The organism is Caulobacter sp. UC70_42 (assembly GCF_044056025.1).
In the GTDB taxonomy this organism is placed as follows: Bacteria; Pseudomonadota; Alphaproteobacteria; order Caulobacterales; family Caulobacteraceae; genus Caulobacter.
Map to the genome: position 1 here is coordinate 4,105,552 of NZ_CP171994.1, position 24,300 is coordinate 4,129,851.

14 protein-coding genes and 7 pseudogenes are annotated in these 24,300 nt (G+C 67.1%); 7 read left to right on the plus strand and 14 right to left on the minus strand.

The features are described from left to right. The first annotated feature begins 153 nt into the window (after positions 1 to 153). Positions 154 to 2,417: pseudogene (locus tag ACHMW8_RS20575) on the plus strand (DEAD/DEAH box helicase). Positions 2,418 to 2,455: 38 nt separating this feature from the next. Here the strand turns inward: ACHMW8_RS20575 and ACHMW8_RS20580 are convergent. Further along, positions 2,456 to 3,652: pseudogene (locus ACHMW8_RS20580) on the minus strand (NAD(P)/FAD-dependent oxidoreductase). A gap of 204 nt (positions 3,653 to 3,856) precedes the next feature. On the opposite strand from ACHMW8_RS20580, the pseudogene ACHMW8_RS20585 reads away from it, so the two are divergent. The 3 genes and pseudogenes from ACHMW8_RS20585 (at position 3,857) to ACHMW8_RS20595 (ending at position 7,420) form a co-directional block, all read left to right on the plus strand. Then, a pseudogene (locus tag ACHMW8_RS20585) lies at positions 3,857 to 5,175 on the plus strand (Hsp70 family protein). Positions 5,176 to 5,263: 88 nt separating this feature from the next. Next, positions 5,264 to 6,859, plus strand: a complete 1,596-nt coding sequence (locus ACHMW8_RS20590; RefSeq protein ID WP_395443631.1) for an ice nucleation protein — start codon at positions 5,264 to 5,266, stop codon at positions 6,857 to 6,859. A 120-nt stretch (positions 6,860 to 6,979) separates the two neighbouring features. Next, a complete protein-coding gene (locus tag ACHMW8_RS20595) occupies positions 6,980 to 7,420 on the plus strand; it encodes a hypothetical protein (RefSeq protein ID WP_395443632.1) in 441 nt (146 codons plus the stop codon). Here ACHMW8_RS20595 and ACHMW8_RS20600 read toward each other — a convergent pair. After that, a pseudogene (locus tag ACHMW8_RS20600) lies at positions 7,417 to 8,315 on the minus strand (LysR family transcriptional regulator). The gene ACHMW8_RS20595 and the pseudogene ACHMW8_RS20600 overlap by 4 nt on opposite strands. 142 nt (positions 8,316 to 8,457) lie before the next feature. Between ACHMW8_RS20600 and ACHMW8_RS20605 the strand changes: the two are divergent. Both ACHMW8_RS20605 and wrbA read left to right on the plus strand, forming a co-directional pair. Then, a pseudogene (locus ACHMW8_RS20605) lies at positions 8,458 to 9,155 on the plus strand (pirin family protein). Between the two features lie 91 nt (positions 9,156 to 9,246). Then, positions 9,247 to 9,846: an NAD(P)H:quinone oxidoreductase gene (gene wrbA, locus ACHMW8_RS20610; RefSeq protein ID WP_125158377.1), complete on the plus strand. Its 600-nt coding sequence runs from the start codon at positions 9,247 to 9,249 to the stop codon at positions 9,844 to 9,846. A 114-nt stretch (positions 9,847 to 9,960) separates the two neighbouring features. On the opposite strand, the gene ACHMW8_RS20615 is transcribed toward wrbA, so the two are convergent. The 3 genes and pseudogenes from ACHMW8_RS20615 to ppdK all read right to left on the minus strand — a co-directional run bounded on the left by ACHMW8_RS20615 (position 9,961) and on the right by ppdK (position 14,218). Then, complete coding sequence (locus ACHMW8_RS20615; protein ID WP_395443633.1) at positions 9,961 to 10,875, minus strand: DUF4861 family protein; 915 nt, start codon at positions 10,873 to 10,875, stop codon at positions 9,961 to 9,963. Between the two features lie 11 nt (positions 10,876 to 10,886). Further along, complete coding sequence (locus tag ACHMW8_RS20620) at positions 10,887 to 11,345, minus strand: heme-binding protein (protein ID WP_395443634.1); 459 nt, start codon at positions 11,343 to 11,345, stop codon at positions 10,887 to 10,889. Positions 11,346 to 11,531: 186 nt separating this feature from the next. Continuing rightward, a pseudogene (gene ppdK / locus ACHMW8_RS20625) lies at positions 11,532 to 14,218 on the minus strand (pyruvate, phosphate dikinase). Positions 14,219 to 14,538: 320 nt separating this feature from the next. Here ppdK and ACHMW8_RS20630 point away from each other — a divergent pair. After that, a complete protein-coding gene (locus ACHMW8_RS20630; protein ID WP_395443635.1) occupies positions 14,539 to 15,075 on the plus strand; it encodes a GNAT family N-acetyltransferase in 537 nt (178 codons plus the stop codon). Positions 15,076 to 15,434: 359 nt separating this feature from the next. Here the strand turns inward: ACHMW8_RS20630 and ACHMW8_RS20635 are convergent, their stop codons facing one another. From ACHMW8_RS20635 to ACHMW8_RS20675, 9 genes and pseudogenes are all read right to left on the minus strand, one after another. After that, positions 15,435 to 16,028 (minus strand): hypothetical protein, encoded by a 594-nt coding sequence (locus ACHMW8_RS20635; RefSeq protein ID WP_395443636.1) that lies wholly within the window; start codon positions 16,026 to 16,028, stop codon positions 15,435 to 15,437. A gap of 279 nt (positions 16,029 to 16,307) precedes the next feature. Beyond that, entirely contained in the window at positions 16,308 to 16,823 is a 516-nt protein-coding gene (gene ssb, locus ACHMW8_RS20640; protein WP_125158372.1) for a single-stranded DNA-binding protein, read from the minus strand. Between the two features lie 156 nt (positions 16,824 to 16,979). Further along, positions 16,980 to 17,372, minus strand: coding sequence for a hypothetical protein (locus ACHMW8_RS20645; RefSeq protein ID WP_125158371.1), 393 nt, complete (start codon positions 17,370 to 17,372; stop codon positions 16,980 to 16,982). Between the two features lie 20 nt (positions 17,373 to 17,392). Next, positions 17,393 to 18,082 (minus strand): hypothetical protein, encoded by a 690-nt coding sequence (locus ACHMW8_RS20650; RefSeq protein ID WP_125158370.1) that lies wholly within the window; start codon positions 18,080 to 18,082, stop codon positions 17,393 to 17,395. A 59-nt stretch (positions 18,083 to 18,141) separates the two neighbouring features. Beyond that, positions 18,142 to 21,012 carry a hypothetical protein gene (locus tag ACHMW8_RS20655; protein WP_395443637.1) on the minus strand — a complete coding sequence of 957 codons (2,871 nt, stop codon included), beginning with the start codon at positions 21,010 to 21,012 and terminating at the stop codon, positions 18,142 to 18,144. A gap of 79 nt (positions 21,013 to 21,091) precedes the next feature. Further along, entirely contained in the window at positions 21,092 to 21,646 is a 555-nt protein-coding gene (pseH, locus tag ACHMW8_RS20660) for a UDP-4-amino-4,6-dideoxy-N-acetyl-beta-L-altrosamine N-acetyltransferase (RefSeq protein WP_125158368.1), read from the minus strand. A gap of 96 nt (positions 21,647 to 21,742) precedes the next feature. After that, on the minus strand, positions 21,743 to 22,579 hold the full coding sequence (locus ACHMW8_RS20665; RefSeq protein WP_125158367.1) for a flagellin: 837 nt from the start codon (positions 22,577 to 22,579) through the stop codon (positions 21,743 to 21,745). 176 nt (positions 22,580 to 22,755) lie between these two features. After that, on the minus strand, positions 22,756 to 23,103 hold the full coding sequence (locus ACHMW8_RS20670) for a hypothetical protein (RefSeq protein ID WP_395443638.1): 348 nt from the start codon (positions 23,101 to 23,103) through the stop codon (positions 22,756 to 22,758). Between the two features lie 110 nt (positions 23,104 to 23,213). Further along, positions 23,214 to 24,036: pseudogene (locus ACHMW8_RS20675) on the minus strand (flagellin). Between the last annotated feature and the right edge of the window lie 264 nt (positions 24,037 to 24,300).

Sequence of the window (24,300 nt, forward strand, 5' to 3'; positions counted from 1 at the left end):
GTGGGCCCCCTTCCATCGCGGAGGGGGCTATTTTCGTTGGAATTCGACCAAGAAGCGGTCCGAGGGAAGCGTTACAGGCTTCAGGGGCCCGATTTGGTCATTGGCGCGAGCCGCGCGTTTTTGTGTGCGCGGCCGCAAATGAACTGGACCCATATGCCCTTCCCTGCCTCCCACCCCGCTCTTGAGCGGGCTCTCGCCGCTCAAGGCTACCTCGAACCCACCCCCGTCCAAGCCGCCGTGCTGGAAGCCGACGCCGAGGGCCGCGACCTGCTGGTCAGCGCCCAGACCGGCTCGGGCAAGACCGTGGCCTTCGGCCTGGCCGCCGCCCCCACCCTGCTGGGCGACGAAGAGATCTTCGGCCGCGCCGGCGCCCCGCTGGCCCTGGTCATCGCCCCGACCCGCGAACTGGCCATCCAGGTCAATCGCGAGCTGACCTGGCTCTATGCCCAGGCCATGGCGGTGGTGGTCAACTGCGTCGGCGGCATGGACGCTCGCCGCGAGCAGCGCGCCCTCAACTACGGCGCCCACATCGTCGTCGGCACCCCGGGCCGCCTGCGCGATCACATCGAGCGCGGTCACCTGGACCTGTCGGAGCTGAAGGTCGCCGTTCTCGACGAAGCCGACGAGATGCTGGACATGGGCTTCCGCGAGGACCTTGAGTTCATCCTCGACGCCGCCCCGGCCGAACGCCGCACCCTGCTGTTCTCGGCCACCCTGGCGCGCGACATCGTGCAGTTGGCCAAGAGCTACCAGAACGACGCGATCCGCATCGACACCATCGGCCGCAACGAGCCGCACCGCGACATCGAATACCGCGCCGTCCGCGTCGCGCCCAACGAGGTCGAGCACGCGGTCGTCAACCTGCTGCGCTATTTCGAAAGCCCCGGCGCCCTGGTGTTCGCCAACACCCGTGAAAGCGTCCGCTCGCTGCACTCCAAGCTGCGCGAGCGCGGCTTCGACGTCGTCGGCCTCTCGGGCGAGCTCTCCCAGCGCGAACGCGCCGACGCCCTGCAAGCCCTGCGGGATGGCCACGCGCGCGTCTGCGTCGCCACCGACGTCGCCGCGCGTGGTCTCGACCTGCCGGATCTGGGCCTGGTCATCCACGCCGAGCTGCCGGTCAACAAGGCCACCCTGCTGCACCGTTCGGGCCGCACGGGCCGGGCCGGCAAGAAGGGCGTCTCGGCCCTGGTCGTGCCCTACACGCGGCGCCGCAAGGCCGAACAGCTATTGATGGCCGCCGGCGTCGAAGGCCAGTGGGGCGGCGCCCGACCGCCGACGAGATCCGCGTCAAGGACACCGAGCGCCTGCTGGACGATCCGATCTTCTCTGAGCCCGCCAACGAGGACGACGCCAGCCTGGTCGCGGCCATGCTGGAAAAGCGCACGCCGGAAGAGCTGGCCGCCGCCCTGATCCGCGCCCGCCGCGCCAAGCTGCCGGCCCCGGAAGAGATCTATGACGACCCGCGCCACGGCGCCGATCCGGGTCCGCGCGGTCGCGAGCCGCGTGAATTCGGCGGTGAGCGCGATTTTGGCGACCGCCCCGAGCGTGAGCCGCGCGTCAGCATGGACGGTTCGGAGTGGTTCCGTCTCAACACCGGCCGCCGCAACAACGCCGACCCCAAGTGGCTGATCCCGCTGATCTGCCGCCTGGGCCACATCACCAAGAAGGACATCGGCGCGATCCGGATCTTCGACTACGACACCAAGTTCGAGATCTCGGCCGAAGCGGCCGTGAAGTTCGGCGCGGCGGTCCAGCAGACGGTGCGCGAGGACGTCTCGATCACCCCGACCACGGCCCCGGCCGCCCGCGAGGCCGGTCCGCGTCGCGAATATGCGCCGCGTCCGCCGCGCGGCGATAACGAAGGCCCGCGTGAGTACAAGCCGCGCCCGCCTCGTGACGATGCGCCGCGTTCGCCGCGCGCCAACGCCCCGGGCTCGCGCGATCACACCCCGCGTCCGTCCAGCTACGGCGACGATGGCGTCAGCAACGCCAAGCCCTATGGCCGTGGCGAAGAGCCGAAGGGCGACTACAAGCCTCGTGAGTTCAAGCCCCGCGCCCCGCGTGGCGATGACGCCCCGCGCGACTTCAAACCACGCGCGCCGCGTGAAGAAGCGCCGCGTCCGTACTCACCGCAGGATTCCGACAGCCCCAAGCGCGCCTACAAGCCGCGCGCCGAAGCCGGCGCCGACGCGCCGCGCGAGTTCAAGCCCCGCGCCCCGCGCGCGGACGGCGACGGTCCGAAGAAGCCCTTCAAGAAGAGCTTCGCGGACAACGCCGCTGGCCCGAAGCCCTATTCCAAGCCCTATGCGGGCAAGCGCGACGACGCGGGCCCGGGCAAGCCGTTCAAGGGCCCCAAGCCTTTCAAGGCCAAGAGCTTCGACGGCAAGCCGGCCGGTAAGCCGTTCAAGAAGAAGTAGTCAGACGAAAATCCTCCCCCTCACGGGGAGGATTTTTCTTATGCGGCCTGCCCCGCCGACCAGCCGGACGCCCCAGGCCCACTGGAAGTTATAGCCGCCCAGCCAGCCGGTGACGTCGACCACTTCGCCGATGAAATAGAGCCCCGGGACGGCCTTGGCCTCCAGGGTGCGCGAATCCAGGGCGTCTGTGTCGACCCCGCCCAGCGTCACTTCCGCCGTGCGATAGCCTTCCGAGCCGACGGGCTTGAAGGTCCAGGCGTTGACCGCCGCGGCCAACCGGCCCAACACCTTGTCGGAACAGTCGGCGATGTTTCCCCCCCTTTTGCTTTCAGGCGCGCCCTCCTCGTCGTCGGCGATCGACTGCGCCACGCGCTTGGGCAGCAGGGTCGAGAGCACGGTGGCGACCGCCTGGCGGGGAGTCGCCGTGCGGGCCGCCTTCAGCGCCGCCAGCGCGTCGACGCCCGGCGCCATGTCGACCCGGATCTCGTCGCCCTCGCGCCAGTAGGACGAGATCTGCAGGATCGAGGGGCCCGACAGGCCCCGGTGGGTGAACAACATCCCCTCGCGGAACCTGGTCTTGCCGTGAGCGACCACGGCGTCCAGCGCCACACCCGACAGCGGGGTCAGCCTCGCCAGCATGCCGGCCTCGAAGGTCAGGGGGACCAACGCCGGGCGCGTCTCGACGATGTTCAGTCCGAACTGCCTGGCGATGTCGTAGCCCAGGCCCGTGGCGCCCATCTTCGGGATCGACTTGCCGCCGCTGGCGACGACAAGCGACGCGCAGCGCACCTTGCCGGAAGACAATTCAACCTCGAAGCCGGTCTCGGTCTTGGCCAAGTCCTGGAAGCTCGTCTCCAGCCGCAGCGTGACGCCGGCGGCCTTCATCTCGGTCAGCAGCATGTCGATGATCTGCCTGGCCGAGCCGTCGCAGAACAGCTGCCCCAAGGTCTTCTCGTGGTAGGCGATGCCATGCCGCTGACGAGCGCGATGAAGTCCCTGGGCCGATAGCGGCGCAGGGCCGACAGGGCGAACTTCGGGTTGGTCGACAGGAAATTGTGGATCGACGCGCCGGTGTTGGTGAAGTTGCAGCGGCCGCCGCCGCTGATGCGGATCTTCTCGCCCGGGGCCTTGGCGTGATCCACGACCAGCACCGAGCGCCCGCGTTTGCCCGCCTCGATGGCGCACATCATGCCGGCCGCGCCCGCGCCGATCACCAGGACGTCGAAGTTTTCCAAGGTCTTCCCACGATTTGCTCGCGCTCGTTCGACCGGACGCGCGCCAGGAAGTCAATCAGCGGGCGTCGCGATAACCCGACCGCGCGCGCCGATAGGTGGGCGCCGACCGCGAATGAGCGCTCAAAGGCGGCCAGATCGCTTGACCTTCTCACGGGAGGCGCTACGACGCACGCCCCTCCCCGTTCCAGCAGATCGAGCCATCCCATGACGGCGACCGCGCCGACCATTGGCGTCGACTTCGGCACCACCAACACCGTCGTCTCGCTGACGCGCGGCGACGATCACGCGCACCTGGTCCGCTTCTCGATCGACAACCGCGACCTGTTCGCCTTCCGATCGGCGCTGAGCTTTCACAGCGTGCAGGGTCAGAACGGCGCGGTGAACGAGCGCCTGGTCGAGGCCGGGCCGTGGGCCATTGAATCCTATCTGGAAGATCCGCTGGAGACACGGTTCATCCAGTCGTTCAAGACCTTCGCCGCCTCGAGGGCCTTCACCGAGACGCGGATTCTCAACAAGCGCTACCAGTTCGAGGACCTGCTGGCCGCCTTCCTGCTGCGCCTGCAGGAGCACGCGGCGGGCCAGTTGGACGCCTTGCCCCGCGCGTCATCGTCGGCCGCCCCGTGACCTTCGCCGGCTCTTCGCCGGACGAGACCCTGGCCTTGACCCGATACGAGGAAGCGTTCAAGCGCCTGGGCTTCACCGACATCCGATACGCCTACGAGCCCGTCGGCGCGGCGTTCTTCTTCGCCCGCCAGCTGAAGCAGGACGCCACCGTGCTGGTGGCCGACTTCGGCGGCGGCACGAGCGACTTCTCGCTGGTCCGCTTCGAGCGTGACGCCGACGGCACGCTGCGCTCGACGCCGCTGTCGCGCTCGGGCGTCGGCATCGCCGGCGACGCCTTCGACTACAGGATCATCGACCAACTGGTCTCGCCCGAATTGGGCAAGGGCTCGGACTACCGCTCGTTCTCCAACAGCCTGCCGATCCCGCAACGCTACTACGCCGCCTTCGCCCGCTGGGATCAGCTGGCCCTGCTGCGCGCCTCCAAGGACATGCGCGACATCCGCGCCCTTGAGCGCACGGCCGTGGAACCCGAGAAGATCGCCGCCCTGATCGAGGTGCTGGACGGCAACCACGGCTACGCCCTCTACAAGTCGGTCTCGGCGCTGAAGGAGGCGCTGTCGGCCCAGACGGAGGCGATGTTCCACTTCGCCGCCGGCTCGGTCGAGATCGAGAAGCCCGTCGCGCGCACGGAGTTCGAAAGCTGGATCGCCCCGGAACTGGCGGCCATCGAGACCGCCGTCGGCGAGGCGCTTGAGCGCGCCGACCTGACCGAAGCCGGCGTCGACCGGGTCTTCCTCACCGGCGGCAGCTCGTTCGTACCGGCCGTGCGCGAAATCTTCCTGCGCCGCTTCGGGGCCAAGAAGATCGAAAGCGGCGGCGAATTCGAGTCGATCGCCTCGGGCCTGGCCTTGATCGGCCGCGAGAACGATCTCGACCTCTGGACCATGCGCGCGGAGTAGGCCTTCTCGCCGCATGGTCGCATTGGGCCATTTCGCATAGGGTTAACGCGAACGATTCGCGTCGCGACCTTGTAGGGCAACGAGTTCAGTGCCGATTTCGTACCTCTCCGCCGCTCAGATCGCCGCGCTGTCGGCGTCGACGATCACCAACCTGTCGACCACCAAGCTGGAGACCCTGGCCAGCACCCAGGTCGCCGCGCTCTCGAGCACCGCGCTTGGCAGCCTGTCCGCGAGCCAGGTCTCGGCCCTGTCGAACACCGCCGTGAAAGGCCTCACGGCCACCCAGATCCCGGCCTTCGCCCCGAACGTGATCTTCGACGCCGAGCAGTTGGCGGCGTTCAGCGGCGGGCAATTGAACGCCCTGACCTCGACGCAGCTGGCAAAGCTGGACACCGAGCGGCTGGAAAAGCTGAGCGCGGCCCAGATCGGAGCGCTGGACGCCACCCACTTCACGGCCTTGGATGGCACGCAGATCACGGCGCTGAGCGCCACCCAGGTCAAGAGCCTGACGGCCACGCAGATCGGCGCCATGAGTTTGGAGGATCTGGGGGAGATGTGGCCCGATCAGCTGCAGGCGCTGTCGTCGACCCAGCTGTCGGCCCTGCCCGCCACCCTGATCCCGGCCCTGGACGACCTGCAGTTCGCCGCCCTGTCGAGCACCCAATTTAAAGGCCTGACGGCCACCCAGGTCGGATCGCTGTCGCTGGACCAACTGACAGAGCTCGATACGGATTTCAACGTCTTCTCGGCGGCGCAGCTGGGCGGACTGACCAGCACTCAGACCGCCGGGTTGTCCGACACCCAGTTCAAGGCCCTTACCCCGACCCAGCTGGCGGGCCTGTCCAGCAGCGGCTTCGCGGGGTTGTCGGCCACCAAGGTCGCCGCCCTCACCGCTTCCCAGATCGGCGGCCTCACGGCGGCCCAGGTCCGGACGCTGAGCGTCACCGACTTCACCAAGCTGACCCCGACCCAGGTGGCGGGCTTCACGGCGGGCCAGCTGTCGGCGCTGTCCACCGACAACTTCAACGCCCTGTCGGCCAGCCAGATCGCGGCCCTGACCTCGACCCAGCTGGCGGGCCTGGCCGCCACCCAGATCGCCGGTTTGACCGCCACCGACTTCGCCGAGCTTTCCGCGACGCAGTTCCAGAGCCTGAGTTCCAGCCAGTTCGGCGGGCTCTCGGTCGAGAACCTGTCGGGCCTGGATGCGACCGCCTTCCAGTCGATCAGCACGACGCAGATCACCGGCCTGACGGCGACCCAGCTGGCCGGGTTGACGACAACCGACATGGCCGAGTTCTCCACCACCCAGGTGCGCGCTCTGAGCGGCGCTCAATTGGGCGCGATCTCGATCACCGACCTGTCGGCCCTGTCGGCCACACAGGTCACAGCCCTGACGACCAGCGCGCTAAGGGGCCTGTCGCCCTATCAGATGCGTAGCTTCTCGCACGCCGAGTTCAGCCAGCTCACCCCGACGCAGGTCCAGTCGCTGAGCTCCACCCAGATCGGCGCGTTGGGGACGTCCGTGATCGCGGAACTGACGACGACCCAGGTCGGCTACCTGCTGCCGGCCCAGATCCCGGGCCTGACCCTGGCCCAGCTGGACTGGCTGTCGTCGACCAACCTGGCGGCCATGACCCCGCTTCAGGTCGGGGCCCTGACCCCGACCCAGGTCGCCAGTCTCTAGGCCGGAAGGCCGATAGGCGAGAAAGCTTCTAGACGACGCGCGCCCCCCCGGGCGTCTGATGGCCGAACGCTCAGGAGGCGCCGGATCATCCGAACCACTCTCGTCACCGCCGGCCTGTTGATGGCGTCTCCGGCCCTCGCCCAGACCGATCCGCTGGGCGCGATGGGCCTTTGGAAGATCGATCTGGCGGCCTCGCGCTTCAACGAGGCCCTGACTGGCCCCGCCCCGGTGAGCGCCGAGGTCGACGTCACCAAGGATGACGGCAAGAGCCTGGCCTGGACCCTGATCGAGGAAGACGAGAGCGGCCTGGCCGCTATCCAGTTCGCCAACGCGCCGCTGGACGGCACACCGACCAAGGCCGTGGTCAACACCCAGATCGTGATGATCAGCGTCCGCCGCGACGGCCAGAGCGGCGTCACCGCCGTGACCCACAACAAAACCGGCCGCAAGCAGTCGATGAGGGTTTGGCTCGTCGACGCCAACACGCTGAAGGTCGAGCAGGATGTCGACGGCCAGCCCGGCCCGCCGGACCAGAGCCTGACGTTCAAGCGCGTCCGCTAGCTTTTGCCTGAAAGCGCCTTGCCCAGATAGTTGGCCAGGGCGTCGACCCGCGCCGGACGCGGGCCGCCCGGCGGCATGACCAGATGCAGGGCGATCGGGGCGGCGGTCCAGTCGACCAGGATCTCCTCCAGCCGGCCATCAGCCACAGCCGGACCGACGATGAAGTCCGGCAGGACAGCCACGCCGACGCCGGCGATCAGCGACGGAACGAGCACGTCGCCGTTATTCGCGCGGACCACGGACTTGGGCCGCACCGAGGCCTCTTCGCCGCCGCGCTGGAAGCGCCAGGTCTCGGGGGCGGCCTGGTGGCCGTAGGTCAGGCCGCGATGCTCGGCCAGGCCGGCCGGGTGGCCAGGCCGTCCGTGTTTTCCCAATAGGCCGGCGCGGCGACGACCTGGCGCTTCACGCCCCGCAGGCGACGGGCGATAAGCGAGCTGTCCGGCAGGGACGCGACGCGCAGCGCCAGATCGAAGCCCATGCCGACCAGGTCGACCGTGGCGTCCGATAGATGGAGGTCGACCGAGACGTCTGGATAGGCTTCGAAGAACCCCGGCAGCACGGGCCCAAGGGTGGTGATGCCCAGCGACATGGGCACCGCCATTCGCACGGTGCCGCGCGGGGCCGAAGACTGGCTGGAAGCCTCTTCCTCGGCGGCCTGCGCCTCAGCCAGCACGCGGGTCGCGCGCTCGACCAGGGACTGACCGGCGTCGGTCAGGGCCAGGCGGCGCGAGGTGCGGTTGAAGAGCCGCGCGCCCAGCCGTTCCTCCAGCCGGGTGACGGCCTTGGAGACCGTGGCCTTGGACATGGCCAACTCCTCGGCGGCGGCGGCGAACGAGCGCAGCTCCACCACCTTGGCGAACACGGCGAGGCCTTCGAGATCGGGTAGCTTGGACATGACTGAAGCCTAGTTTCGGAAACAATGAGTTTCAACAGTTTCCATTTCGGATCCCGGGCGATCCCTTATCTTCTCCTCAACAGGACGCGCCGACGCGGCGCACCAGAGGGCCAAGGCCCAGAGGGAAAGAAAGGTTAGAGCCATGATCGACCGCAGACCGTTCGACAAGCTTGGCGGCGCCAACCACGGTTGGCTGAACGCCAAGCACCACTTCTCGTTCGCCAGCTACTACGATCCCAGCAACATGAACTGGGGCGCTCTGAGGGTCTGGAACGACGACGAGATCGCCCCTAACACCGGCTTCCCGCCGCACCCCCACAGCGACATGGAGATCATCACCTATGTCCGCGACGGCGCGATCACCCACCAGGACAGCCTGGGCAACAAGGGCCGCACCGAAGCCGGCGACGTCCAGGTGATGAGCGCGGGCACGGGCATCCGTCACTCGGAGTATAACCTCGAGCCGGAGACGACCCGGATCTTCCAGATCTGGATCGAACCCAAGACGTTCGGCGCGGCTCCCTCGTGGGCGCCAAGCCGTTCCCGAAGGGTGACCGCTCGGGCAAGTTTGTGACCCTGGCCTCGGGCTTCGCCGATGACGCCGACGCCCTGCCGATCCGCACCGACGCCCGCGTTCTGGGCGCGACGCTGAAGGCCGGCGAAAGCACCACCTACGCCCTGGGCAAGGACCGCAGCGGCTACCTCGTCCCAGCCGTCGGGGTCGTGGAAGTCAACGGCGTCAAGCTGAACGCCCGCGACGGCGCCGGCATCAAGGACGAAGACGTCATCACCGTCACCGCCCTGGAAGACGCCGAACTCGTCCTGGTCGACGCGGCCTAAGCACGACCATTCCGTTCTAGAAAATGGCGCGAGGAAACTGAAAACCTCGCGCCGACTTTCCTCACCGACAACCCGTTCAAGGAAGCCCCAAATGGCCAAGGTTCTCGTTCTCTACTACTCCTCGTACGGCCACATCGAGACCATGGCCAAGGCCGTGGCCGAAGGCGCCCGTGAGGCCGGCGCGACCGTCGACATCAAGCGCGTGCCAGAAACCGCCCCGCCTGAAGTCGCCAAGAACGCCCACTTCAAGCTCGATCAGGACGCTCCGGTGGCCTCCATCGCCGATCTGGCCGACTACGACGCGATCATCGTCGGCACGGGCACCCGCTTCGGCCGCATGAGTTCGCAGATGGCGGCTTTCCTCGACCAGGCTGGCGGCCTGTGGGCACGCGGCGCCCTGCACGGCAAGGTCGGCGGCGCTTTCACCTCGACGGCGACGCAGCACGGCGGTCAGGAGACCACCCTGTTCTCGATCATCACCAACCTGCTGCACTTCGGCATGGTGATCGTGGGCATGGACTACGGTCACGCCGGCCAGATGACGCTGGATGAGGTCACCGGCGGCAGCCCCTACGGCGCCACCACCATCGCCGGCGGCGACGGTTCGCGTCAGCCTAGCGAAAACGAACTGACCGGCGCTCGCTACCAAGGCCGCAAAATCGCCGAGACCGCTCTGAAACTGCACGGCTGATCCTCTCCCCAAGGGATCCAAAAGCCGCAGCCGCCGTCCGCGCCCCCCTCCCCCAAGGCGGACGGCCAACGACTGTCCCGAGGCTCCCCACCTCGGGACGGTTTTCGTTTTGGCCTAGTGGTTTGGATCGAAGTCCGCCTTCGCGGCGGTCACATACGCGTCCCACTCGGCCGGCGTATGGAAGTCCAGGCCCTTATCCCAGGCCGCGCCCATGTAGTAGACGAACGGCTTGCCTGGCTCGACCTTGATCAGAACCAGATAGTTGTCGAAGTCCTGGCGCACCTCGACGACCGATTTGGGGTCGACCATCAGGGCGATGGCCATCGAGCCCTTTTCAGGGTCCGCCGGCTCCCAGAACGTCACCCGGCCCGGCGCTAGGTCCTTCCTGAACACGCCCGAGCCGCTGGCGCGCTTGCGTTTGCTGATGCCGATGCCGACCACCAGCGGGCCAGGCTTGTCGGAGCTGATGGTCGAGACCATGCGCGTGAAATTGGTCCCCAACGGCAAGGTAAAGGTCCGCGTCTCCCAGACCTTGCGGTCCACATCGACCGGCCACGGGGCGTAGTCGACGCTGAACCTGGCCACGTCCGGGCCGTTCTGGATCATCTTCCAGCTGGACCAGTTGCGCGAGGTCCACAGCTTGTTGTCCCGCCAGACGCCCAGGCCGCCGGCACCACGACCGGCGCCGACGTCGTAGAAATCCAGACCCTCGCCGTGGTTGGCGTGCTGGTCGCCGGTTTTCAGCTGGCGGTCCATATAGGGCCAGCGCACGCTCTTGCCCCAGGCGTCGATGCCAGAGGTCGAGGGCGGCTCGGCCTTCTCCAGGTCGCGGCTGTAGATCCGGTGCGCCGTGCGGTCGTTCTCCCAGAGGATGTCGTTGAAGCGGTACGGAGCCAGCACGACCGCGGCGCGCGGCTTCTGGCCCTCCGCGTCGGGCTTCTCCAGCGGCTTGGCCGGAGCGTGCTCCTGGGCGTGAACCGTGCCCACGGACACGGCCAGAACGGCGGCGAGGATCAGGCGCTTCTTCATCTCGGACGCTCTCAATGGAACTGCGGGAACTTGGCCAGGGCGGCGCGGGCGCACTGGTCGGCGACCTCGTGGGTGGTGTCGGCTATCGCCAGGCCGCCGACGACCGTGGCGCCGACGTGCAGCGGCAGCGAGCCGGCGTGAGGGTTCAGGTGGTCGGGGTCGGCGGCGATCCTGGCGGCAAAGTCCGGATCGGCCTTTTCACGGAGCTCCATGACGCTGCCGGGCTGGTCGAAGACCACGGCGGCGTTGGCCTTGCGCGGCGCGGCGATCGGCGGCTTGGGACTCCGCTCGTCGCGCAGCACGACCAGAGGATCGCCTTTCGCGTCGACCACGGCGGCGGAGACGTGCGCGCTCTTCGCGGCGCAGCCGTCGACCGCGGCCTTGGCCAGGTCGATGGCGGTTGAAAGCGTGAGAGGGCCGGGTTCGGGCGCGGTCGCCATACCGGCGGCTAGAGCCAGGATCGCCAACATCGTGCTTCCTCCCAGAAGTCTCGCTTCCGGATATAGCGCTCAGCGAAAATTGGTCTAGCCAAAATATCGGATTGGATAGTCCATACGCGCCGCGGAAGGGCCATGTTATTCCCAGCCCGTCTCCCGAACAAAAAAGGGCCCGGCGCTATCAAGCGCCGAGCCCCCTTTTGATCACACCCCGAGACGTTATTTTTTGTTGGCCAGAGCCGCCTGAGCCGCCGCCAGGCGCGCGATCGGCACGCGGTAGGGCGAGCACGATACGTAGTCCAGGCCGACCGTCTCGCAGAAGGCGATCGAGGCCGGGTCACCACCATGCTCCCCACAGATGCCCAGCTTGACGTCGGGACGGGCCGCGCGTCCGCGCTCGGCGGCGATGCGGATCAGGTCGCCCACGCCTTCCTGGTCGAGGCTGACGAAGGGGTCCTTCTCGAAGATGCCCTTGTCGATATAGGCGCCCAGGAACTTGCCGGCGTCGTCGCGGCTAATGCCGAACGTCGTCTGGGTCAGGTCGTTGGTGCCGAAGCTGAAGAACTCGGCGTTGGCGGCCAGGTCACCAGCCCGCAGAGCGGCGCGGGGCAGCTCGATCATGGTGCCGACCGTATACTTCAGGTCGACACCCTGCTCTTCCAGCACCGCCTTGGCGACACGGTCGGTCAGGTCGCGCAGGTACTTCATCTCCTCGCCCTTGGCGACCAGCGGGTGCATGATCTCGGGAACGGGCGCGGCCTTGCCCGACTTGGCGATCTCGCAGGCCGCCTCGATAATGGCGCGGACCTGCATCTCGTAGATCTCGGGATACGAGACGCCCAGGCGGCAGCCGCGGTGGCCCAGCATCGGGTTGGTTTCGTGCAGCTCCTTGGCGCGTCGCATCAGCTTCGCGGCGTCCAGGCCCGTGGCCGCGGCCACGGCTTCCACGTCTTCCTCGGTGTGCGGCAGGAACTCGTGCAGCGGCGGATCCAAGAGACGGATCGTGACCGGCAGGCCTTCCATGATCGTGAACAACTCGACGAAGTCGGCCTTCTGGAACGGTGCGATCTTGGCCAGGGCCGCGCGGCGGCCCTTTTCATCGTCGGCCAGGATCATCTCGCGCACGGCGGCGATCCGGGTGTCGTCGAAGAACATGTGCTCGGTGCGGCAGAGACCGATGCCCTCCGCGCCGAACTGGCGAGCGGTCTTGGCGTCCAGCGGCGTTTCGGCGTTGGCGCGCACCTTCAGGCGACGGACCTGATCGGCCCAGCCCATCAGGGTGGCGAAGTCGCCGGTCAGCTCGGGTTCGATCATCTTGGGCGCGCCGGCCAGGATCTCGCCGGTCGAGCCGTCGATGGTGATCACTTCGCCGACCTTGAACTCGCGCCCACGGGCCCGGAACAGGCCTTCCTTGGGGAAGATCGACACGTCGCCGGCGCCGGAGACGCAGGGACGGCCCATGCCGCGCGCCACGACGGCGGCGTGGCTGGTCATGCCGCCCCGGGCCGTGATGATGCCGCGCGCGGCGTGCATGCCATGGATGTCTTCCGGCGACGTCTCCTCGCGCACCAGGATGACGCTCTCGCCGGCGGCGGCGGCCTTTTCGGCCGCGTCACTGTCGAACACCACCTTGCCGGTCGCCGCGCCGGGCGAGGCCGGCAGGCCGGTGGTGATCACGTCGCGGTGAGCGGTCGGATCGATGGTCGGATGCAGCAACTGGTCCAGCGAGGCCGGTTCGACGCGGCCCACGGCCTCTTCCTTGCTGATCACGCCCTCGGCGGCCATGTCGACCGCCGTCTTCAGCGCGGCCTTGGCGGTGCGCTTGCCGTTGCGGGTCTGCAGCATGTAGAGCACGCCGCGCTCGACGGTGAACTCGATGTCCTGCATGTCGCGATAGTGACGCTCCAGCGTCTCCACCACCGACTTGAACTGGGCGAACACCTCCGGCATCGCCTCTTCCATCGACGGCGCGACGTCGCCCATCTCCTCGCGCGCGGCCTTGGTCAGGGACTGCGGGGTGCGGATGCCCGCGACCACGTCCTCGCCCTGGGCGTTGATCAGGAACTCGCCATAGAGGCGGTTGTCGCCGTTCGACGGATTGCGGGTGAAGGCCACGCCCGTCGCCGAGGTGTCACCCATGTTGCCGAACACCATCGACTGGATGTTCACGGCCGTGCCCCAGCTCTCGGGGATGTCGTGCATGCGGCGATAGAACTTGGCGCGGTCGTTCATCCAGCTGGCGAACACGGCGCCGACGGCGCCCCACAGCTGCTCCTGAGCGTCCTGCGGAAAGGGCTTGCCCAGGTGATCCTGAACGGCGGCCTTGTAGTCCTTGATGACCTGGGCCCAGTCCTCGGCGGTGAGGCCGGTGTCGACGTTGACGTCCAGGCGCTCCTTGTGATCGTCCAGGATCTCCTCGAACATGTGGTGCTCGAGGTTGAGCACGACGTTCGAGTACATCTGGATAAAGCGGCGATAGCTGTCATAGGCGAAGCGGCGGTCGCCCGACAGCTTGGCCAGGCCCTCGACGGTTTCGTCGTTGAGGCCCAGGTTCAGCACCGTGTCCATCATGCCCGGCATCGAGGCTCGCGCGCCCGAGCGCACCGAGACCAGCAGCGGGTTGGCGACGTCGCCAAACTTTTTGCCGGTCAGTTCCTCGACCCTGGCCAGGCCGGCGGCGACCTGCTCGGTCAGCTCGGCCGGATACTGCTTGCCGTTGGAATAGTAGTGGACGCAGGCTTCGGTGGTGATCGTGAAGCCCGGCGGCACCGGCAGGCCCAGAGACGACATCTCAGCGAGATTGGCGCCCTTCCCCCAAGCAGGTTCTTCATCGAGGCGTCGCCATCCGCGCCGCCTCCGCCGAATGCATAAACCCAACGGGCCTTGGTCAATGTCTCAACCGGCATATGTTCTCACCCTGCGATCAGTGAAGAAGGCCGCGCCCCTCTTTAGGGGGTCGTCTCACCCTGGAACAGCGCTGCTTAATCGTGATCCCGCAGTGCAATATCCGGGCGTCTCAGTAGCACCTAGGCCAAGAACGCGTCCACTGGCGCTTCGCGTTCCATGGGTTCACAAGAGAATTCGGTAAATAATTCTAATGACAACGTTGTCCGTCTGGACGAGTTGGCGAGGTTTCGAGCAATTGCGCCGCGAATCCGCGACTTGGACAGAAACCGGAAGAACGCGGCGGCTTGCCTTCAACGCGCGGAACGCTTCCATGGCGTGCATGGAACCACACATCGTCCGACTCGGCGCGTCCCGAAATGAGGCGGACGCCCTCGCCGACCTGCACACGCGCAGCCGCCAGATCGCCTATCGCGGCCTCTATGGCGACGCCTATCTCGACCATGCGCTGTTCGACGTCTCGCGAGTTGTCTGGCGGGCTCGGTTCGAGACCTTCGATCCGGCGACCGACCTGATCCTGGCGGCCATGGAGGACGATGAGCCGGTCGGTCTGGCCTACGCCTCGTTCCGACTGAACCCGGCCTTGGGCGCCCTGCTCGACAATCTGCACGTTGCGCCCGAGCGCAAGGGCCATGGCCTGGGCTCAGCCCTGCTGGCCGAGGTGGCGCGATGGCTGATCGAGGACCACGCCGGCGCGCCGCTGCACCTGGAGGTCTATGCCCCCAACCAAGCCGCGCTCGGCTTCTACCTCCGCAAGGGCGGCGTGGAGACCACGCGCTATCGCGAGACCGCGCCCGGCGGCCGGGAGGTCGATGTCGTGCGCTATCGCTGGGCCAAGCCTGGGGCTCTGCTGGACTAGCGCTCGAGTTCGGTGGCCATGGCCGAGGCCAGGGCGCTCAGTTGATCGGGCGCGACGCGGTCGGTCTTCAGCTTGTAGAGAACTCGAAGATAGGCCTGGTCGGAGGCCGTCATGCGCTTGGGTCCTCCCGGTTCCGCGAACAGGTTCAGGATCGAGGCCTGATCGGGCTGGGTGGCGTCGGGGCGGATACCGCCACATTACGGCCCTCGAACTTCAACCGATGTCGGCCGCCGCTCGTGCAGCCGCGAGCGGGCACAGGTATCGACCTCCTTGCCCGCGCCAGCCATGGTCGGGCATAGGTTCGTCCTGCGCCGCCGGAACAGCGAAGGCGACCAGCAGAGCCCGCATCCGTCCCGCGATTAGCGCGCGCGATAGACGGCGCGGAGATAAGCGCGGTCGGCGTCGGTCATGGCCTGGGGCGCTGCGCCCTTGGCGTTATCAAAGAGGTTGATGATCGAGTGGTCCGGCGCCGCGCGGGTTTGAACATCGGCCAGCGAGACCATGCTCACATAGTCGGCCAGCGCCGAGATCTTCACATCGGCGGCCTTGCTGGCGTCGACCACGACCAGGGCGTTGTAGGGCCGCGCATCCCGCGTCTTCATGCCCGGCGTTGCACTGCCGTGCATCCAGCGGACCGGCTGGGTGCTAGCCTTGAACTGCTGGGCCTTTCGGTTCGAGACGCCACTGTAGTTGAACCGTTTGGTGCGAGAGGCCTCACTCAGCAGTTGCTCCGGGTCGGCGGTGAATAGCACGACCACGTTGGGCTCGCAGGCTTGGTGCGCATATTCCGCACCGACCTCCTTGGCGACCTGGCGCAGCCGTGAAGCGACATAGGCGTTCACCTCCGCCGAAGCGCCTCGGACCAGCGGACACACCCCCTCGCGCGCGCCGCCCGTCGGGCCGCTCCGGATCCGCGCCATGTCGACGTAGGCGCTAGACTTCTCGCCGCGCATCGCCCACCATCGTGCCATCGGCGACACCCGGAAACTGCTGCGCGGACACCGCCGACGCAGTCGCCACCAGCAAAACCGCCACGCCCATCCCGAGAAGCCCTTGTCGCATCGCGCATCCTCCTAAGATGCAGGAAGGACAACACAACCTCTGACTGAGAGCAAGTTTATTGCGCAGCTGAAACGTAAGCGGCGGGCGACCGCCTCCGGGTCACCCGCCGCTCGCCCCCGTGGAGGCCCCGTCGACAGCTCTGGCGGCCGCCGTCGGCCTTCCACTGTTCCCTAGAACGGGATTTCGTCGTCCAGGTCGGCCGAGAAGCTCTCGCGCGGGCCGCTGGGTTGGCTGCGCTGGCCGCCGCCACCGAAGCTGGAGCCGCCGCCGCCCGAATAGCCGCCGCCGTACTCGTCACCGCCGCCACCGCCGGACGAGGCGCCGGCGCTGTCGCCGCGACCGCCCAGCATGGTCAGTTCGCCGCGGAACTTCTGCAGCACGATCTCGGTCGAATACTTCTCGGCGCCGGTGTTGTCGGTCCACTTGCGGGTCTGGATGGCGCCCTCGATATAGACCGTCGATCCCTTGCGCAGGTACTGCTCGGCGACCTTCACCAGGTTGTCGTTGAAGATCACGACGCGGTGCCACTCGGTCTTTTCCTTGCGCTCGCCGCTGTTGCGGTCGCGCCAGGTCTCGGAGGTGGCGATGCGGAGATTGGCGACGCGGTCGCCCGAACCGAGGCTGCGGATCTCGGGATCGGCCCCGAGGTTGCCCACCAGAATGACCTTGTTGACGCTGCCAGCCATCGCTCGCCCTTGTTCACGCCCGGCGACCCTCGCGCCGGAATCTGAGGCGAGACGTTAACGAGAGCTTACGGCGCGCGCAAGTTTTGTTCTTGTAACGTTCTTGTGGACGAGAAAGACGGCTGTGGACGGACGGACCGCCCCGCTCCCGCCCCGGGGTTACTGGCGACGGATCGCGCCCGGCACGGCCAGGCGGCCGTCGCCGGTGCGGACCAGCGACATGAAGCGCGGCCCCTCATAGGTCTGGCCGACATAGATGCCTTCCTTCTCGAGGAAGATGAACGAGCCTTGGTAGGCGCCGACCATGCCTGCGCTGTTGGACTGACCCATGCGCACGAAACGCATGCGCACGCCTTCCAGGGTGGCGGCGCACTCTTCCATCTGCGGCACGTTCCGGGCCACCGGGTTGTAGCGCAACGTGCCGTCCTTGTTGGTCGCCACCTGGAAGCAGACGCCCTGCTCGAACGGCGCCTTGGTCTGCTTCTCGCAACCCGCGAGCGCGAGACTGGAAACGGTCAGAATGGCGGCGGCGGCGAGGACGGTCTTGCTCATGGATTACACTTATAAACCTATCAGCCGTTCGGGATAGAGCAGTTGGCGCCCTGGTCGAACGCGGTGTGGAAGCTGCGGTTGTCGGACGAGATCTCGACGCGGCCCGGCACCAGGCGCAACGTTTCCTCGCCCCAGCGGCCGTAGGTGGCGCCGCCGACCTTCTCGCAACGGCCGCCGAACAGTTGCTGGGCGCAGGCGTTGAGGGTGATCTCGCCGGGCAGGCGTCGCCACTCATTGCCGGCGTAGCGCCAGCAGGCGCCGAGCGGCGTGCTGGCCGCGGTGTTGGCCGAGGAGGTCGGCGTCGTCGCGGGGGACGTCGGGGTCGCGGCGGGCGCGGAGACGGTCGGGGTCGGGGGCAGCGGGGTCAGGACCGTGCCGGCCTGATCGGCGGCGGCCAGCGCGCCCGTCTCGTCGACGCCGACATCCAGCGCGCCCGTGGCGACGCCGTTTTTCTTGGCGCATTCGGCCAGGGTGATCTCGCCGACGAAGGTCCCGCCCACGAAGCAGCGCAGCGGCCGTGCGGGATCCAGCTTGCTGTCGTCGTCACGTCCGGTCTCGACGATCAGACCGCCCCGCGAGGCTGGCGGAGCCTCGTCCGGCTTCTTGTCGTGTCCCGACATCAGGGCCACGGCGATGCCCAGACCGGCCAGCAGCGCGAGCGCGCCGCCGCCAGCGAAGATGAGGGTTCGGCGATCTTGCAGAAAGTCCATGGCCCCTGGCTACGACGCGTCGATGACGCTTTCAAGCTCGGCGGACCAGAATATGGGGCTTAGCCGCCGCCCGTGAGGCGGTTCAGGGCCGCCTGATAGTTGGCCAGCTGGCTGGTCAGGTAGGCCGGCACCGCGCCATCGGTCTTGCCGGCGCTTTTCGAACTGTCGCTCTTTACGCCCATGGCCGTGTCGGCGATCTCGCGATAGGCGCTGCGGACCGACGACATCGCCCGCTGGATGACCATGCTGGCGTTCTTGCGCCCCGCTTCGGAGGTCAGGTCCAGCTCGGGCGGCAGGCTGAGGCCGTAGACCGGACCGCTGCCGTCGGCCGACACCGTCTTGCCGTCCTCCGTCTTGGTGGCGCGCACGACGCCGCCGGCAAGACCCAGGGCGCTGAGCACGTCCGTGCCGCCCTTGCCCGCCACGATCTCGATCGTCGAGGTGTTGGAGGCCGGGCTGATCTTCAGAACCCGTTTGTCGCCGCTGGTGACGGTCTCGACCTTGGCGCGGAAGCCCGAAGCGCGCTTGATCTTGTCGGCCAGGGTTTCGAGCGTGTCGTTGGCCTCGATGGTGATCGAGGTGAGGTTGCCGCGCTCTCGGGTGCGGATCTGGAACGTGTCGCCGGCCCGAGCCGCGGTCGCCGAGACGATCCGGTCGGACTGGGTGTAACTCATGGTCCCGGCGGGCAGGCCCAGGGCGTCCAGCGACGAGGCGCCGGTCTTGGCGACCGCCACCGAGGTCGGCGTGGCATAGCCGTCCTTGCCGGTCAGGCGCTGGCTCCAGTCGACATTGCCCGTGCCGACATTGACCTGGGCGACGTAGCCGTCCTTGGTCCCGACCGTTCCCTGACCGTCCAGGTTCGCGCCGGCCGAGCCGACCAGCCACGCCGTGCCGTTCGACACGTCGAAGCCGGTGACCGTCTCGTCGCCCGTGCCGCCGTAATAGGTCAGCGCATCGGCGCTGTTGTTGGAGAGGTCCAGCGACATGCGGCCGACGAAGGCGTCCATGCCGCCCGACGGCGCGGTCGTCGCGCCATTGATCGACATAACGTTGTTGGCCGTGGAGCCGCCGACATAGAGCTGGCCGCCGTCGATCTTCAGCCCGACCAGATCGCCGCCCTTCAGCGAACCGAGATCGCGCTTGGCGCCGACCGTGACCGTGGCGCTCTTGGTGTAGGTGACCGGAACGGTCTGATAGGCGCCGTACTGGTCCAGCTTGCTGACATTCTCGGTCACGACGTTGGCCGAGACGTCGAAGCTGCGCAGCGTCGCCGAACCGTTCTCCTTGGAACCGACGATAACCTGCGAGCCGTTGACGACGATGTCCGAGACGCTGTCGTTCTCGGTCGTGCCGAATTTCTGGGTGAACAGCGCCTGGGGCTTGCCGGCGCTGTTGGTGGCGAAAGCCGTTAAATAGGCGTCGTAGCCGCCGCTGGGGTCCGTTCCCACAGCGCCCGGCAGATCCGACTTACTACGGCCGCCGACATAGAGGACGCCATCCGAGCCGAACGCCAGGGCCGTGGCCTCGTCGTCCTGCAGACCACCACGGCGCACGGTCCACTGCTCGTCGCCCTTGGAGTCGTAGCGGGTGACGAAGCTGTCGCTGGTCGCGCCGGTGTCGCCGCTGTTGATCGGACCGTTGACCGCGCCATTCAGGCGGCCGGTGACCGAACCGGCGACGGCGACGCTGCCGTCGTCGCCGACAGCCAGGGACAGGCCGGTGGCCTCGTCGGTCGCGCCCAGGGTGCGGGCGTAGAGCAGATGGCCGGCGCTGTCGTACTTGAGCAAGGCGACGTCGCTGTCGCCCTTGATCGGCTGGCCGTTCAGGTCGAGCTTGCCGTCGACCTCGGTGTCGACATCCGCGAGCATGTAGACTGAGCCGTCCGCGCCGGTCACCGACTTGCGGACGCTGTTGATCGTGCCCTGCAGGGTCTCGGTAAATACCTTGCCGCCTGGCGCGCCGGCGTTGGCGCCGCCCCCGGTCCCGGCCGCGCTGTACTTGGTCAGGGTGTTTTCGTACTTGGCGTCGTCGGTCTTCGAATCCTTGTCGGGATCCGGATCGCCAGCCTTGGTCGTGACATAGACCGCCGGGGCGGTCGTCGGGGCGCTGAAGGTCACCTGCTCGGCGATGTCGCCATTGATCTTCAGGGCGAAGTCGTCGCCGGTGGCCGGCAGGGTCACGGGCTTGCCGCCAACCTGGACCGTGCGCTCCTGGCCCGCCGTGCGCTGGACCGCGAAGCTGGTGTTGAACCCGGCCGCCTTCAGCTTGCCGTTCATGTAGCTGACAACATTGGACATGGTCCGGGGCGTCGAGCCCATATCGGCCAGATCCATGGTGATATTGGTGGTGACGCCGAAACTCTTGACCGCGACGCCGAACGAGACGTCGCCCTGGAATCGCGGCACCTCGGCGTCGGCCTGACCGCTGAACAGCGTGTCGGTCGTATAGGTGGTGGTGTTCTTGGGAACCCCGGCCGTGGCCTTGTCGCTGGTCATCGCCGCGCCGGTGGTGAGGCGCATCTGATCCAGAGACAATCCCTGGACATAGCTGGTGACCTCGCCCAGGCCGCGCGTCAAGGCGGTCTGCAGGCGCTTGATCTCGCCGTCGGTCTGGCCCTTCTGTCCGGCCTGGGTGATCAGGGCCGACATGGTGCTGAGCGCCTGGTACGAGGCGAACAGTTTCTTGTAGTCGGGACTCACGCCCTTGAGGCTGGAGGCGTTGGCGCCCTCGTCGACGAACTTGCGGCCATTCAGCGCCGAACGGACCTGCTCACTGGCCGCGGGCGCGTTGCCCAACCAGGGCGCGTTCGGCACGACAGCCTTCTTGCCGCCCGACGCCGTGGTCGTGGACGTTCCAGACGCGGCGGCCCCCGTCACGCCCGCGCGGGCCTGATAGTAGCTTAGCAGGATACTGGAATCGAAGCTGATCACGACCTGTTCCAATCGGGGCGCAGAACGTCCCGCCTGCACCTTTGCCAGACGATCGCTGACGACTCCTTAACGATTGGACTTAAGCGGCGATAAGGTTGGCGTCGGACAGCGCCCGGCGGGCGCCCTCGCGCAACTCCGCCCACTCCGAGGCCAATATGCCCAGCAGCACGACGTCGCGCGCCTCGCCGCCCTTCAGCACGTGGCCGCGCAGATAGCCCTCGCGGCGGAAACCGGCGGCGGACTGAGCCTTCAGGGCCGCGTCGTTGTCGGCCATGACCTCGGCGAACACCTTGTGCAGGCCCAGCTCGCCGAAGGCCAGATCCAGCCCCAGCACCTGGGCGGCGCGGCCGACGCCCCTGCCCCGGGCCTCGGCCGAACCGAGGAACCAATGCAGACTGGCGCGGCGGTGATGGCTGCTCAGCCCCGACAGGGTGATCAGCCCCATGGGCGCGCCAGCCCGGGTGATCATCCAGCCGCGCAGATCGGGATCGGTCCTCAGGGCGTTGAACCACGCCGCGTGAGCCTCGCGGCTGGGCAGTTCAGCGTCGGACATCCAGCGGTCGACCTCCGGTTCGGAGCGCCACTGAAAGAGGATCGCCTCGTCCTCATCCCGTAAGTCGCGAAGTTCGATCATGCCCGCCGCCGAATCCCCGGTTCGCCTCGTGAAACCTTAACTCGCCGATGCGGCGGGACCTAGGAGCCTTTGAGGTGTCGTCGCGCTGCGGAGGCCTTACCCGCCCTTGAACAGCGACAGGATGATCTGCGGCGCGCTGTTGGCGATCGACAGCGCCTGAGCGCCGAGCTGTTGCTTGACCTGCAAGGCCTGCAAGCGAGCGCTTTCCTTGGCGAGGTCGGCGTCGACCAGGTTGCCCACACCCGTCTCCAGCACGTCGTTCAGCTTGCCCACGAAGCTGCTGTGGGCATCGATCTGCTTGGCCTGCGTGCCGATGTTGCCGACCGCCTGATTGATCGCGGTCATGGACGCTTCAAGGCGCTGGAACACCGCATCGGCGTTGGCCGGCGTCAGAATGTCGTCGGTCGCCGTCAGGGTGTTGATCGTGCCGCCCAACGACAGGTTCTGCAGCGACAGCGTAATGGCCTGGGCCGCGTCGGCGTCGGCCAGGAACTGCATGTCGGCGGCCTGGCTGCCGTCCAGCAGGTTGGCGCCGTCGAACACGGCGCTCTTGACCACCTGGTCGAGGTTCTTGAGCAGGCCCTGGAAGTCGGCGTTCAGCGAGGTCCGCGAGGACGTGGTCAGCGAGGTGTCCTTGGCGGCCACCACCTTCTCGCGCAACAGCTTCAGAAGGTCCGAGATCGAGTCGCCGGCGGCCAGGGCCACGTCGGCGATCGAGGTCGCGCGATCCAGGCTCATCTTGACGGCGCTGAGCGCGCTCATGTCGCCGCGCTGCTCCTGCGCGATCGACCAGACCGCCGCGTTGTCCTTGGCGGTCGAGATGGCTTCACCCGTATTGATCCGGGTCTGCACCGCCTGCATGTCGTCGTTGGTGCGGTTCAGGTTCTGCAGCGCGATCAGCGCGGGCTGGTTCGTGTTGACGCTCAGCGTCATGCGCGGCCTCCGATCGGCGATTTTGCCGTTGGTTGCGATCGCGCGCGATTCGGCGAGCGATCTGGTCGCCGCCCAAATTGGGGCCAGAAAAGTAAGATTATGGTTAACGCTTATAAACCATGTCCATTTACGCATGCGACCCGCGGTCGCACCCGCCACGCCGCCCGGCGTTTCGCTCAGGCCTTTCCGTCGAAGACGTCGCCCGACGCGTAGGTGGCTTCCTCGCGCAGCTTCAGGATCTGCTCGCGCGGAAACTGCTGCAGCGTCTCGCCCGTACGGCGGTCCACGGTCTTGTAGACATACTCGCCAGAGTCGCCGTCCTGCTCGATCACCAGGCGAAGATCGCCCGGCTGCGGGCCAGCCTCGACCGGAGGAGCCTGCTCGTGCTCGATCGGCTGGACAGCCGGAGCTTCAGCCGGAGCCGAAACGACATTGGCGCCCTCGGACGGATCCGGGGCGTTCGTTGCGGGGACGGTTGAGGCGACGAAGTCTCTGATCGCCGACAAAGCGGCCTTGGGTTCCATTTTCTAGCCACCGACTTGCGAGCCGGCCCTCCTCTCTTGCTTCTCTCCTTGTTCGTCGATCACCAGGAATGGCGGAGGCGGACCACGCGAGCCCGCCTCCGCCCCGTTCCTTAGCGGAACAGGCTCAGGATCGACGACGTGGACTGGTTGGCGATCGACAGCGCCTGCACACCCAGCTGTTGCTTGGTCTGCAGCGACTGCAGCTTGGCGCTTTCCTTGGCTAGGTCGGCGTCCACCAGGTTGCCGACGCCGGCGTCCAGGCTGTCCTGCAGCTTGCCGACGAAGGTCAGGTGGGTGTCGAGGCCGACAGAGCTGGTGCCCAGCGAGGCCAGCTTGTTGGTGGCCGTGCCGATGGCCTTGTCGATCGTGGCGATCATCGACTTGGCCGAGCTGGCCGAAGTGAAGGTGTTGCTCCCGGTCACCAGGCCGAGACCGGCCAGGCCCAGGGTCTGGGCCTTCACGGTGAAGCCCGTGCCGTCCGAGTTGGCCAGGAAGGTCATGTCCGTGACCTTGCCGTCGGCCAGGCTGGCGCCGTTGAACTTGGCGTTGTCGGCGGCCTTCTGGACCTGTTCGCGCAGCGAGGTGAAGTCCGACAACAGGGCGTTGAACGAAGCGGTGTTCAGCGAAGTGTCGGAAGCGGCCAGGGCCTTTTCCTTCATCTTGCTGAGCAGGTCGGTGATGGTGTCGCCGGCGGCCAGGGCCACGTCGATCGTCGACTGGCCGCGCTAGCCAGTCCTTCACCGAGTTCAGGGACGACGAGGTCGCGTTCTGAATCTTGGACATGGCCCAGATGGCGCCGTTGTCCTTGGCGTTACCGACCTTCTTGCCGGTGTTGATGCGTTGCTGAGTGACGCCGAGTTCGCTGTTGGTGGTGTTCAGGTTCTGCAGGGCGATCAGAGCGCCAGAATTCGTATTGATGCTATTCAGCGGCATACGAGTAGGTTCCTTTTCAAGGTATCCGACGCCATTTTGGCTGCCGGGAGCATTTTGCTCGAAAAGGTCTGTAGCAATTGCCGGGCCAAAACTACCTAGCGGCAAGCCCCACATAAGCCGCTGAAATTATTGCGTTATAGGTCTGTTAATAACGAAAACCCCCGGCAATTTCTGCCGGGGGTTTTCGTTCATGGGAAATTATTGCCGGGCACATAATGCGCACCCAACAGGAAAGAGGCGCCGGACGGCTTTTGACGGCCGTCC

What these genes read in the sequence shown, in the direction of transcription:
- ACHMW8_RS20650 (WP_125158370.1), bottom strand. Translation starts at nt 18,082, where the DNA reads ATGGACTTTCTGCAAGATCGCCGAACCCTCATCTTCGCTGGCGGCGGC.
- ACHMW8_RS20615 (WP_395443633.1), bottom strand. Translation starts at nt 10,875, where the DNA reads ATGAAGAAGCGCCTGATCCTCGCCGCCGTTCTGGCCGTGTCCGTGGGC.
- ACHMW8_RS20595 (WP_395443632.1), top strand. Translation starts at nt 6,980, where the DNA reads ATGGCGTCTCCGGCCCTCGCCCAGACCGATCCGCTGGGCGCGATGGGC.
- ACHMW8_RS20620 (WP_395443634.1), bottom strand. Translation starts at nt 11,345, where the DNA reads ATGTTGGCGATCCTGGCTCTAGCCGCCGGTATGGCGACCGCGCCCGAA.
- ACHMW8_RS20635 (WP_395443636.1), bottom strand. Translation starts at nt 16,028, where the DNA reads ATGCGCGGCGAGAAGTCTAGCGCCTACGTCGACATGGCGCGGATCCGG.
- ACHMW8_RS20645 (WP_125158371.1), bottom strand. Translation starts at nt 17,372, where the DNA reads ATGAGCAAGACCGTCCTCGCCGCCGCCGCCATTCTGACCGTTTCCAGT.
- wrbA (WP_125158377.1), top strand. Translation starts at nt 9,247, where the DNA reads ATGGCCAAGGTTCTCGTTCTCTACTACTCCTCGTACGGCCACATCGAG.
- ssb (WP_125158372.1), bottom strand. Translation starts at nt 16,823, where the DNA reads ATGGCTGGCAGCGTCAACAAGGTCATTCTGGTGGGCAACCTCGGGGCC.
- ACHMW8_RS20665 (WP_125158367.1), bottom strand. Translation starts at nt 22,579, where the DNA reads ATGACGCTGAGCGTCAACACGAACCAGCCCGCGCTGATCGCGCTGCAG.
- ACHMW8_RS20630 (WP_395443635.1), top strand. Translation starts at nt 14,539, where the DNA reads ATGGAACCACACATCGTCCGACTCGGCGCGTCCCGAAATGAGGCGGAC.
- pseH (WP_125158368.1), bottom strand. Translation starts at nt 21,646, where the DNA reads ATGATCGAACTTCGCGACTTACGGGATGAGGACGAGGCGATCCTCTTT.
- ACHMW8_RS20670 (WP_395443638.1), bottom strand. Translation starts at nt 23,103, where the DNA reads ATGGAACCCAAGGCCGCTTTGTCGGCGATCAGAGACTTCGTCGCCTCA.